Origin of the sequence: Actinophytocola sp., from assembly GCF_045807065.1 — a bacterium.
Taxonomy (GTDB): Bacteria; Actinomycetota; Actinomycetes; order Mycobacteriales; family Pseudonocardiaceae; genus Actinophytocola.
This window is the reverse complement of record NZ_JBJMIE010000569.1, coordinates 1-12,410: the sequence shown is the minus strand read 5'-3', so window position 1 is coordinate 12,410 and position 12,410 is coordinate 1. Positions and strand designations below refer to the sequence as shown.

The 12,410-nt window shown below is 67.8% G+C and carries 9 protein-coding genes; 3 read left to right on the top strand and 6 right to left on the bottom strand.

Annotated elements, in window-relative coordinates; genetic code table 11:
• Together ACJ73U_RS33435 and ACJ73U_RS33430 are read left to right on the top strand one after the other, a co-directional pair.
• Positions 1 to 648 (top strand): SDR family oxidoreductase (locus ACJ73U_RS33435; RefSeq protein WP_407781743.1); only part of this gene is annotated, 648 nt, incomplete at its 5' end.
• Positions 649 to 698: 50 nt separating this feature from the next.
• Positions 699 to 1,991 (top strand): hypothetical protein, encoded by a 1,293-nt coding sequence (locus ACJ73U_RS33430; protein WP_407781742.1) that lies wholly within the window; start codon positions 699 to 701, stop codon positions 1,989 to 1,991.
• Positions 1,992 to 2,453: 462 nt separating this feature from the next.
• Here the strand turns inward: ACJ73U_RS33430 and ACJ73U_RS33425 are convergent, their stop codons facing one another.
• The 3 genes from ACJ73U_RS33425 to ACJ73U_RS33415 all read right to left on the bottom strand — a co-directional run bounded on the left by ACJ73U_RS33425 (position 2,454) and on the right by ACJ73U_RS33415 (position 10,472).
• Positions 2,454 to 6,194 carry a DNA gyrase subunit A gene (locus ACJ73U_RS33425; protein WP_407781741.1) on the bottom strand — a complete coding sequence of 1,247 codons (3,741 nt, stop codon included), beginning with the start codon at positions 6,192 to 6,194 and terminating at the stop codon, positions 2,454 to 2,456.
• Between the two features lie 122 nt (positions 6,195 to 6,316).
• Positions 6,317 to 8,368, bottom strand: coding sequence for a type IIA DNA topoisomerase subunit B (locus ACJ73U_RS33420; RefSeq protein WP_407781740.1), 2,052 nt, complete (start codon positions 8,366 to 8,368; stop codon positions 6,317 to 6,319).
• A 586-nt stretch (positions 8,369 to 8,954) separates the two neighbouring features.
• On the bottom strand, positions 8,955 to 10,472 hold the full coding sequence (locus tag ACJ73U_RS33415; RefSeq protein ID WP_407781739.1) for a flavin-containing monooxygenase: 1,518 nt from the start codon (positions 10,470 to 10,472) through the stop codon (positions 8,955 to 8,957).
• 90 nt (positions 10,473 to 10,562) lie between these two features.
• Here ACJ73U_RS33415 and ACJ73U_RS33410 point away from each other — a divergent pair, with 90 nt between their 5' ends.
• On the top strand, positions 10,563 to 10,862 hold the full coding sequence (locus ACJ73U_RS33410; protein WP_407781738.1) for a hypothetical protein: 300 nt from the start codon (positions 10,563 to 10,565) through the stop codon (positions 10,860 to 10,862).
• A 117-nt stretch (positions 10,863 to 10,979) separates the two neighbouring features.
• Here ACJ73U_RS33410 and ACJ73U_RS33405 read toward each other — a convergent pair whose 3' ends face one another.
• From ACJ73U_RS33405 to ACJ73U_RS33395, 3 genes are all read right to left on the bottom strand, one after another.
• Positions 10,980 to 11,117 (bottom strand): hypothetical protein, encoded by a 138-nt coding sequence (locus ACJ73U_RS33405; protein WP_407781737.1) that lies wholly within the window; start codon positions 11,115 to 11,117, stop codon positions 10,980 to 10,982.
• Between the two features lie 185 nt (positions 11,118 to 11,302).
• A complete protein-coding gene (locus tag ACJ73U_RS33400; RefSeq protein WP_407781736.1) occupies positions 11,303 to 11,521 on the bottom strand; it encodes a hypothetical protein in 219 nt (72 codons plus the stop codon).
• Positions 11,522 to 12,186: 665 nt separating this feature from the next.
• A partial coding sequence (locus tag ACJ73U_RS33395; protein ID WP_407781735.1) for an integrase core domain-containing protein occupies positions 12,187 to 12,410 on the bottom strand: 224 nt, incomplete at its 5' end.

The following is a 12,410-nucleotide window of genomic DNA, read 5'->3' as shown; positions in this document are numbered from 1 at the left end:
GTGGTGGCCGGCCGGACCGAGTCGTCGCTGGCCGAGGTGGCGGCCGAGACCGGCGGCACGGCGGTGGTCGCCGACGTCCGCGCACCGGAGTCGGTCACCGCGCTGTTCGACCAGGTCCGCACGCGGTTCGGCCGCCTGGACCTGCTGGTGAACAACGCCGGCGTGTTCGGCCGGGGCGGTCCGCTCGCGGACGTGACCCCGGAGGACTGGCGGTCCGTCGTGGACACGAACCTCAACGGCGCGTTCTGGTGCGCGCAGGCCGCGTTCCGCCTGATGTCCACACAGGACCCGCGTGGTGGTCGGATCATCAACAACGGCTCGATCTCCGCACACGTCCCCCGCCCGCACGCGGTGGCCTACACGGCGACGAAGCACGCGATCACGGGCCTGACCAAGGCGTTGTCCCTGGAGGGCCGCGCGTACGACATCGCGTGCGGCCAGCTCGACATCGGCAACGCGGCCTCGGACATGACCGCGTCGATGAGCGCGGGTGTGTTGCAGGCCAACGGCTCCACCATGCCCGAACCGACGATGGACGCGTCCCACGTCGCCGACATGGTCCTGCACATGGCCGAGCTGCCGCTTTCCGCGAACGTGCAGTTCATGACCGTGATGGCCACGAAGATGCCCTACATAGGCCGCGGTTAACCCCTCGCGTACCCCTAGTAACGTAGTACCACCAAAACGTTGGGGGACGCATGGACTTCTCGAAGCTGACCGACGCCGCAGAGGCGATGCGCAAGTTCGTGGAGACCGCGGCCACCGCCGGCAAGGACGACCAGCCGGCGGGCGGCGCGGTCCCGGGCAACTCCGCGGCCACCCAACTGGCGATGAACGCGAAGCAGAGCTACCAGAAGACGGCGAGGTGGATGCTGGCCGCCTTCGCGGCGGTGGGCGTACTCATCTTCGGCTCCCTCCCGTTCGCCGCGATAGCGAACGTGAAGCTGACGTGGCCGGCAATCGTGTGGTTGGTAGGCGGCCTACTGGTGGCGGGGGCGGGCATAGTCGCCGCGGTGATCGCGGTGTCCCTGGTGAGCGAACCGGAAGACGTGAGCCTGGGCGAACTGGACTGCGACATCAAGGGAATCCAGAAGTCGGACGAGAAGGGATTCCTGTGGATCAAGGGCCGCCCGGTCCTGACGGTCAACAAACTGAGCGTCGCGTGGAACCCGAAACTGGCAAGCCGGGTAGAACTGACGAACATCCTCCACGGCCCTGACTCATCGGCCCACCTGGGCCCCAACCTGGAGGCGAACGACCGCCCGGCATCGGTGACCAACCTGATCAGAAAACTGGGCGATCTGGAGTCGAAACACGCGAAACTGGCGCCGGTGGTAGCCAAGCTGACGGTGTCCACAGAGTCCTACGAAAAGCGAACAGGGGATTTGTCAACCCTCCTGGCCGAACTGCGGAAACGCCAGTCCGACCACCCAACCCCAGCACTGGAAAACGAGATAAACGCGGCCTCCTCGATGTACACGGCAGCCGCGACAAAACTGGACTCGGAACGAGCCGCCCTGACCACGGAAAAACAAAAACTGGCAGAGGTGGACGACCAACTGAAGCTGTACCAGGACCACCGAGAACTGGTACTGGCCGAATCAGCCGTGATGCAGTTGAGGGGCACCTTCCACCTGGCAAGAAGAATCCTGGCGGTGGCAGCGGTACTCACCCTGCTGGGCGGCACGGCATACGCCCTGTCCCTACCAAGCGCAACAACCGCGGCGACCCCCACACCCACCAAAGCCCCAACCCCCACGCCGCCCCCTTACGCAACGGGCGTCCCGGCGACAGTACTGATCCACGAGGGCACCACAGCAGCCCGAGACCTACCCAAAGAATGCGTTGAACGCACACTGCCAGCAATCTGGATAGGCACAGGCCGCGTACCACCCTCCACAGGCCCCTTCACAGCGGTAATAACAGACCCCACCTGCACAGGCGAGGTAACAGTCCCCAAAGGCGAGGGCCGCTTCGCACTAACCCACTGACCCGCGCCCAACTGCCCCACTCCCCCGGAGCAGTCAAACCTTCAAGACATCGCGGGCAAACAGAGTCAGAGCGACTGCCAGCGCTTGTTTGCTGGCTGCCTGCGAACGTGGACAACGCAGCCCACTTCATCCACCGCACCAGCACAAGCGCGCCTGCAAAACCCAACCCTCTCACCAGCCGCCGCCCCCGCCGCTAACTCAACAACGCACCCACTCATCCACCGCACTCGCACAAGCAAGCCTGCAAAACCCAACCCTCTCACCAACCACCGCACCCGCAGAAGCACGCCTGCAAAACCCAACCCTCTGCCCAGCCGCCGGCCCCCGCCTAACTCAACAACGCACCACTCATCCCACCGCACCCGCAGAAGCACGCCTGCAAAACCCAGCCCTCTGACTAGCCGCCGCCCCCGCCCCCCGGGGCCCCCACCCCCGGCCCCGGTCCACGACCAGCCCCACAAATCACCCACGCTCAATGAGAGGCCCAATAACATCAGGCCCAGGATGAGCCGTCCCCGACCCGTCCCGCCGCTTGTCCACCTGCGGCAACTCCACAGAAGACCCGGTAGAAGAAGCCCCAGCCGGCCGAGGCCCGACCCAGGCGAGCACCAACTGCTTCTCCCCCTTGAGGAAGCGATGTGTCCGCACCCCACTGGTAGCCCGCCCCTTGGCCGGGTACAACTCGAACGGCGTCACCTTCACACTCTGCCCGGTACAGGTGACAACCATCGGCTCCCCATGATCATCGTCATCCGTGCGAATGGCTCCGAAGAACACGGCCGAGGCGTCGGCGGCAAGGTTGATGCCGGCTATCCCTCCCGACTTCACCCCCTGCGGGCGCACCATCGAGGCGCTGAACCGCAGCAGCGAGGAGTCGGACGACACGAACACCAGCATCTCGGCACCGTCAGTCAACCAGCTGGCACCGACAACCTCGTCCCCGTCCTTCAACGAGATCACCTCGAACTCGTCCGACCGGACGGGCCACTCGGGCGTGCACACCTTCACCACGCCGTGCCGCGTCCCGAGCGCGAGCCCAGGTGACCCCTCAGCCCGCTCCCCGAGCGGTGCGATGCCGACGACCCTCTCCCCCTTCTCCAGGGGAACCAGCTCGCTGGCCGCCATCCCGCCGCGCAGCGACACCGTCCCCGCCGCCTCGGGCAGCACGGGCAGCGGCAACACGTCGACCTTGAACGCGCGTCCGTGACTGGTCACGACCAGCACCTGGCCACGCGCGGTCGTGTGCACCACCGCCGCGACGGTGTCGTGCTTGGCGCGGCCACTGCGCTTGCGTGCCTCGGTGGCCTCCTCCGACTCGGCGGCCGTGCGGGCGACCAGCCCGGTGGCGGAGAGGATCACCTGGCACGGGTCGTCCGCGACCTCCAGCGGGCCGGCCGGCTTCGACGCGGCCAGCACCTCCTTGAGGTCACCGTCGATCAGCGCGGTCAGTCGCTCCCTGCCGAGGTCCTTCGCGATCTTCCCCAGCTCCGAGGAGACGAGCCGCTTCAGCACCGGTTCGTTCTCGAGGATCTTCGTCAGCTCGGCGATCTCCGACCGCAGTCGCTCCTGCTCCTGCTCCAGCTCCAGCTTGTCGTACCTGGTGAGCCTGCGCAGCGGCGTGTCGAGGATGTAGGTGGCCTGGATCTCGGAGAGCTTGAAGCGCTTCATCAGGCCCTCCTTCGCGGCGACCGCGTCCTCGCTGGCACGGATCAGCCGGATCACCTTGTCGATGTCCAGCAACGCGATGAGCAGACCCTCGACGAGGTGCAGCCGCTCCTCCCGCTTGCGGCGCCGGAACCTCGTTCGCCGCGTGACGACCTCGTACCGGTGGCGCAGGAACACCTCCAGCAGCGCCTTGAGCCCGAGCGTCTGGGGCTGACCGTCGACGAGCACGAGGTTGTTGATGCCGAACGACTGCTCCATCGGCGTCAACCGGTAGAGGTCCGCGAGCAGCGCCTGCGGGTTCACTCCGACCTTGCACTCGATGACGACGCGGGTGCCGTTCTCCCGGTCGGTGAGGTCCTTGACGTCCGCGATCCCCGTGAGCCGCTTGGACTTCGTGACCTCGTCGGTGATCTTCTCGATGATCTTCTCGGGTCCGACGGCGTAGGGCAGCTCGACGATCGTGATGGCCTGCCGGCCGCGGCTGCCCTCCAGCGGGCCGATCTCCACCTTGGCCCGCATGCGCACGACGCCGCGGCCGGTCTCGTACGCGCGGCGCACCTCGTCCAGGCCCAGCAGCATGCCGCCGGTGGGCAGGTCGGGGCCAGGCACGAACTCCATGAGCTTGTCGAGCGACGCCTCGGGGTGGTGGATGAGCCACCGCGCCGCCCCGATGACCTCGGTGAGGTTGTGCGGAATCATGTTGGTGGCCATACCAACGGCGATGCCGGAGGTCCCGTTCACCAGCAGGTTCGGAAACGCGGCCGGCAGCACCGTCGGCTCGTCCAGCGACCCGTCGTAGTTCGGCCGGAAGTCGACGGTGTCCTCGCCGAGCTCCCCGACAAGCAGCATGGCCTCGTTGGACAGCCGCGATTCGGTGTTGTGGTTGACGAACCCGCCCGCGAGGAAGGAGTGATCCTCGGAGTCGACCCGAACCGAGTAGACCTCAGCCGGCTCGCACACCTCGACATCGACCACTTCTTCGAAGCGGTAGCCGGAGTCCATGACCGGCAGGATCGTGGCCACGATCTCCGGGTCCTCGATCCCGTCGACGATTCGCAGCCGCTCGGTCTCCCACCGCTCGATCCGGTCGAAGTCGTGCTTCGTCGACCACGCGCGCCCGCTGCCCCGACGATCGAGATCGAGCGCGCCACGCACGTAGTCGGCGACGAACGGCACCCGGTCCTGGCTCGGTCGGTGCGCCCGCAGCGGTGACCGCTCGAGAAGCTCGTGCAGCGTGGCCTGCTTGGTGCGCAGGAACCCGACCCGCTCCATCCAGGCCCGAACGTTCCGCGGTCCGGACACGACGAGCCGGTGCTCGACCGCCCCGCTCGCGCGGGGGTGAGTCCGGTGCACGGCGATGACCCCGAACTCGGCCAGCAGCTCCTGCACCTCACGGGCCAGCCGCGAGCTGTCCGTCGAGTAATGGACGGTGAGACCGTCATCCGCGACCCGAGGCCCGCCGTCGCCCTCGAACAACGCCATCAGGAAGGCCCGCTTGACACCCCAGCCGCCCGACCACACGAACTCGGGCACGAACTTGTCCTCGGCCTCACGGCCGATGAGTTCTCCCAGTGGGCTGGCGCGGAAGGCGGTCATGCCGCTTTCCTGGATGTCGATCTCCTGTCCGCGCGTGTGCCGGGTGCCGCCAACGACCTGGTCGTAGGCGTGAAGCACCTCGCTGAAGAAGTGCTCGTCGGTGTTGTCGAACCCGGCGCGGGTCTCGCTCGCCCACCCTCCGGAGACCCATGCTCCGCCGAGGACTCCCAGCGCATGCTCCCGCGCGGTGGGGGCGACCTGCGACCAGGAGTTACGAGCGATGCAGACGACCATGCCGGGCTTGATCTCGTCGAGCCGTCGCCACTGGAAGACGGGCACGCCCATCGGCGCCTCGAGGCACAGCACGAGATGGTTCTCGCTGCCCCGCACGGAGAATCCGGACGCCGAAGTGACGCGCAATGTCGGGTGCACGCCGGAGTTGAACACCTTGCTGACCCGAACGGCTTTGCCGTCCTTGTCCAGCACGTCGAAGTCCGCGTCCGCCTCGGAGTCCGGCGGCAGGTCGACCACGTCGGCGATACGCCGACTCGACCCGTCAGCCAGACGGATGCGAGTGTCTCCTACCACGCAGTACCTCGACGCGGCCGGGCCGTCGTCCGGGCTACCGAAGTTGCCGTGCCCGTCGACGAGCGGCGCGTTCATGGAGAAGTCCTGCGCCAGGCGGACCATCGCGTCGTAGATGGCCGTGTCGCCGTGCGGGTGGTAGCGGCCCATCACGTCACCGACCACACGGGACGACTTCACGTAGGCGTGCGTCGGCCGGTAGCCGTTCTCGTTCATCGAGTACAGGATGCGGCGGTGGACCGGCTTGAGCCCGTCGCGGGCGTCCGGCAACGCGCGCGAGTGGATGACCGAGTACGCGTACTCCAGGTAGGAGTCCTCGATCTCGTTCTTCAGCGAGGTGTCGAAGACCTTCGCGCCGGCCCGGTCGAACGCGGCCGGGTCGACCCGTGTGGTGGGTGCCTTGCTGCGGCGTGCCATTCTCGTCTTTCCTCTAGCTGCCAGTCGTCCCGCCGTGGTCGGACGCCGTGCGTGCGTCGCGACCGGTCACTCTCTTCACCGGCCGCACCGGGTGAACCGCGCGGCCGGCCATGTCTGTCTTCCTAGATGTCGATCGCCGCGGTGTCCACCCGCTCGGAGGACTCGACCAGCCAGTTCCGCCGCGGCTCCACCTTCTCGCCCATCAGCAGCTCCAGCGCGGCCTCGGCGGCCTCCGCGTCGTCGAGCGTGATGCGCCGGACCGAGCGGGTGGCCGGGTTCATCGTGGTCTCCCACAGCTCCTCGGCGTCCATCTCACCGAGCCCCTTGAACCGCGGCACCGGCGTGACGACCTGCTTGCCGGCCTTCTGCAGGGCGGCGACCTTCATCTCCATCTCACGCTGCGTGAAGGTGAAGTGCGTCTCCGGGTTGCGCCCCTTGGTGGTGATCTTGTGCAGGGGCGGCATCGCGGCGAACAGGCGCCCGTCCTCGATCACCGGTCGCATGTACCGGGCGAACAACGTGATCAGCAGCGTCCGGATGTGGGAGCCGTCGACGTCCGCGTCCGCCATGAGGATGACCCGCCCGTAGCGCATGGTCGACAGCTCGAACGTCCGCCCGCTCCCGGCGCCGAGCACCTGCACGATCGACGCGATCTCCACGTTGCGCAGGGTGTCGGCGAGGCTCGCCTTCTGGACGTTCAGGATCTTGCCCCGCAGCGGGAGCAGCGCCTGGTACTCGGACACCCGCGCCATGCGCGCGGAGCCGAGGGCGCTGTCGCCCTCCACGAGGAACAGCTCGCTGCGGCCGATGCCCGTCGACCGGCAGTCGACCAGCTTCGGCGGCATCGCCGCGCCCTCGAGCGCGGTCTTGCGGCGGGCGGCGTCCTTCTGCTGCTTCTGGGTGAGCCGGACGCGGGCGGCGTCGACCACCTTCTGCAGTACGGTCTTCGCCTCCGTCTTGGTCCTGCGGTTCTCCGTCCACGCGCGGATCTCCTGCTCCACGATGGACTGCAGGACCTTCGTGATGCCGGCGGTGGACAGCTCGTCCTTGGTCTGCGAGGTGAACTGCGGCTCGGGGATCCTGACGTGCACGACCGCGGTCATGCCCTCCTCGACGTCCTCGAGCGTCGGCGGGTCCTCCTTGGGCTTGAGCAGACCGCGCGTCTTGGCGATGGCGTCGTTGACGGCCTTCACGACCGCGCGGTCGAACCCGCGCCGGTGCGTGCCGCCGTGCACGTTGTGGATCGTGTTGGTGAAGCACTCGATCGTGCGCTCGTACCCGGTACCCCAGCGCATGGCGACCTCGACCTCGGCGACGCGCTCCACTTTGGATTGCATGACGCCGTTCTGGTCGGCCGCGTTCTCCCGGTAGCTGCCCGTGCCGTTGATCATGATCATGCCGGACACCGGCTTGTCACTGCTTGGCGTCAGGAACTCCACCATGTCGGCGAGGCCGTTGGGGTAGTTGAACGTCTCCTCGTCGATCGCGCCCTCGAGCGTGTTCCGCAGCACGTACGTCACGCTCGGCACCAGGAACGCCGTGTTGCGCAGCTTCGACCGCACGGCCTCGACGTTGAGCGCCGCGCCGTTCTCGAAGTACCGGGCGTCGTACCAGTAGCGGATGGACGTGCCGGTCGTCTCGCCGCGCTTCATCCTGCGCACGAGGTTCAGGCCGGACCGCTTGGTGAACTTCGCCTTCGGCCCGGCGCCGTCGAACTCGCCGGGCACGCCGTGCGCGAACGACATCTGGTGGACCTTGCCGTCCTGCTTGACCGTGACGTCGAACCGGTGGGACAGCGCGTTCACGGCCGACGCGCCGACGCCGTGCAGGCCGCCGGAGGTCTTGTAGCCGGAGCCGCCGAACTTGCCGCCGGCGTGCAGGCGCGTCAGCACCAGCTCGACCCCGGACAGGCCGGACTTGGCGTGCACCCCCGTGGGGATGCCGCGCCCGTCGTCGTCGACCTGAACGCTGCTGTCTGCGTGCAGCGTGACCACGACCCGGCTCGCGTAGCCGGCGATGCCCTCGTCGGTCGAGTTGTCGACGACCTCGTTGAACAGGTGGTTGATGCCACGGCTGTCGGTCGAGCCGATGTACATCCCCGGCCGCTTCCGCACCGCCTCGAGGCCCTCGAGGTGGGTCAGATCGTCGGCACCGTAATAGGTTCCCGTAGTCACTTCTGGTCGTCTCCCGATTCATGGCGCGCCCGTGCTCAGGCGGTCACCATCGAAGGAGAGCCTATCCGCTACCCCCGACAACCCCTGGCATTTGCTCCCCCGCGACCTCCACCGCAGGTCCGACCAGGGCCTGCGAGAAGGGCGGTGAGGCTCTGGAGCAGGTTGCCCGCGGACTCTCCTGCCTGGTCACAGCCCCTGCGAGCAGTGCGCCGTGTCAGGTTAACGCTTTTGGCCACCGTCCCGTTCCAGCATGCCTGGAGGGGCCACGACCGTGTCGTCCGCCCCACACCCGTTCACCCGCGGACCACAGTGAGCCTCCCAAGCATACGCGCGATCAGTCGAGCCCCGGCGACGTCATCCCGCACGCCCCAGGAGCCGATTCGGCCCTCCCCACACGATCAGGTGAGGTCACTGGCGCTCCCACCCCACCCGCCATATGGTGAACACATGTTCGAGCCACATCTAACCAGACCGCGTCCCAGCACCACTACCCGTCCGCCTCCGCAGGCCGGATGTCGTGACCACGCAAGGAATCAAGCTCCACCGCAGACGGCTGTGTACACCGTGTCCGGTCGGAGCCACGCCCTCACGCGAGCTGGTGGTCCACACCTTTCCTCGTGCGGGCCGGCACGCGGTCGAACCGGACATCGTCGTCCAGAGGACCGTGGCGCAGCATCACGACGTCCTTCGGGTAGTTCTGGTGCAGGCGCCAGGGAGCGGCCGGTCCCTGCTTCGGCAGCGCCTCGATGCTGCGGAGCACGTAGCCCGACATGAGGTCGATGAGCGGCACGGTGTCGATGTCCGGGTCCGGCAGGACCGGTGTCACCACCTGGTAGTCGTGAGCGGCCATGTGGTTGAGCAGGCGGCAGACGTACGCGGCGACGAGGTCGGCCTTCAGCGTCCAGGAGGCGTTGGTGTAGCCGATGGTCATGACGAAGTTCGGCACGCCGGACAGCATCATTCCCTTGTATGCCACCGTGTCACCGAGCGTGACGTCCTGCCCGTCCACGGTCAGTGTCATGCCGCCCACGGGCAGGAGGTTCAGCCCGGTGGCGGTGACGACGACGTCGGCCTCGACCTCCTCACCCGAGGTCATCCGGAGACCTCGGGGCGTGAAGCTGTCGATCGCGCCGGTCACGACGGAGGCTCGGCCGGTCTGCAGCGCCGCGAAGAGGTCGCCGTCGGGGACGAAGCACATGCGTTGGTCCCAGGGGGCGTACCTGGGTGAGAAGTGGGTGTCGACGTCGTAGCCGGCCGGCGCCTGGCGGAGCACTCCCTTGCGCAGCAACGCCCTCATGACCTTCGGGGCCCGACGGGAGAGCTGGTAGGCGAACATCTGGGTGAGCACGTTCTTCCACCGCAGCGCCGGGAAGAGGAACCGGCCCGGCACCTTGCCGATCAGCTTCTCGGCGAGCACGTCCTTGACGGGCAACGACATGACGTAGCTGGGCGAGCGCTGAACCATGGTGACGTGCGCGGCGGACTCGGCCATCGCGGGCACCAGGGTGACCGCGGTCGCACCGCTGCCGATGACGACCACCCGCTTGCCGGCGTAGTCGAGATCGGCCGGCCAGTGCTGCGGATGCACGACCTGCCCGGCGAAGTCGTCGAGCCCCGCGAAGGACGGGCTGTATCCCTTGTCGTAGCGGTAGTACCCGGAACACACGTAGAGGAAGGAGCAGGTGAGGGACACTGTCACAACTGAATCCGGCGACGGGTCGGCCTCGGGGTCCGAACGCTCCACGGTGACGGTCCAGGTGGCGTCCGCAGTGGACCACTCGGCGGCAACCACCTTGTGGTTGAACCGGATGTGCCGGTCGACGTCGAAGGCACGCGCCGTGCGGCACACGTACTCGCGGATCGAGGGTCCGTCGGCCATCACCCTGGTCTCGCTCCACGGGCTGAACGAGTAGCCGAGCGTGAACATGTCGGAGTCCGAGCGAACGCCGGGATAGCGGAACAGGTCCCAGGTGCCACCGATGGCGTCCCGGGCCTCGAGGATCGCGAACGTCCGTTCCGGGCAGCGCTGCCGCAGGTGACAAGCGGCGCCGATCCCGGACAGCCCGGCGCCCACGACAAGGACATCGACATGTTCCGTTGCCATGTGAAGCACGCTACACAAGGCGCGGCCCGTTGAGGTATGCCCAGCACACCGCGTGTTTGACCGCAACGCTACCCGGGCAGCCCACGAAGCATGCTGCACATCACGCCGGAGGCGGGCCACGCCATCCAGAAGCTCACGAAAGCACAGGGCGTGAGCGAGGGCGGCGGCCTGCGCGTGGAGGCACGAGCAGACGACCCACCTTTCACGATGTCGATAGCCGCCCTCCCGGACGAGACGGACATGGTACTCACCGAGGAGACAACAGGCGCCCGGGTGATGCTGGACACCCTGACGGCCGACCTCGTAGAGAACAAGAGGCTGGACGTATCCGACAGGGTCGAAAGCACAGCCTCCTTCGCACTGACGGACCAGGACACCACAACGGACTGACCACCCCACGCAACCGCCCGACTACACAACTGCACCCAACTGACTACACGAACCCAACCATCAACCACGACCGACCGCTGCTGCTGCCACCGCCATCGCCGCCCCCTGCCACCGCCGCTACCACCACCGCCGCTGCTGCCCGCCGCCCATCACCACCCCCGGCATCACCGCCGCGGCCACCTCCGCCACCGTCGCCATCCGCCACCATCGCGTCGCTGCCGCCACCACCACGCCAGCGCCGCCCACCATCGCCACCGCAACTTCGCCACCTTCGCCACTTTCGCCGCCACCGCTACCGCCACCCGCCACCGTCGCCGTCACGTCGCTGCTGCCACCACCTCCGCCACCGTCGCTGCCGCCGTCACTTTCGCCACCGTCGCCGTCGCCGCCACCTCCGTCACCACCTCCGTCACCACCTCCGCCGCCGCCACCCGCCATCGTCACGTCGCTGCTGCCACTGCCATCGCCACCACCGCCACTGCCATCGCCGCTACCACCACCGCCGCTGCTGCCCGCGCCACCCCGGCATCATCGCCGCGGCCACCTTCGCCACCCGCCATCATCGCGTCGCTGCCGCCACCACCACCGCGCCAGGGCCGCCGCCATCGCCATCGCAACTGCACCTCCGCCACTTTCGCCATCGCCATCGTCGCCGCCACCGTCAGCGCCGCCCGCCACCGTCACCCACCTCCGTCGCCGCCGCCCGCCACCGTCGCGTCGCTGCTGCCGCCACTACCTCTGCCACCTCCGCACTTTCGCCATCGCCGTCCGCCAGCGTCGCCACCCGCCACCGTCCGCCGCCGTCCACCAGCACCGCCACCGTCCGCCAGCGCCGTCGGCCGTCGCCATCGCCGCAGCTGCCCGCCGTCGCCATCGCCGCTGCCGATCACCCGCCGCCAGCGCCACTGCCGCCACCAGCGCCGCCATCGCCGCAGTTGCCGCTGCCGCCCGCCACAGCTGTCGTCGCCGACTGAGTACGCGACTGCGAGCACGGCCGATTGATTACGCGGTCGCAAGCGTGGCCGCGCCGATGTGATCACCATCCCGGCGCGCGCGTAGCCATCAGGCGGTTGAACCCCGCACTCCCCCGTCCGCTGCCGCACGCACCCCGCTCCACACCCTGGCTTGACCCACGATGGCTAATTACATTAGCTTCCGAGCTATGGGAGATAGCTACCGTGCCTAGGGCTGGGCTCTCCACCACCGCCGTGGTGGAGGCCGCGCTTGCGCTCGTCGATGAGCACGGGGTCGACGCCCTCACGCTCGCCGCCGTCGCGCAGCGGACGGGGGTGGCTGAGGTTCCCCCCGGACGGTGGACAGGGGGCTAAGCAGCTTTCGCTGTAGCGGCCAGGGACCGCTCGTAGCAAACTGGACTGAGCATTCCAATAGAGGAGTGCCGACGCTTATTGTTGTACCACGCGATCCATTTGTCAATCGCGGCGCCGAGTTCTGCTTTGGTGGCGTAGGAATGCCGGTAGTAGTGCTCGTGTTTGAACGAGGACCAGAACGATTCCGCAGGACTGTTGTCCCAGCATATTCCCGTGTCAC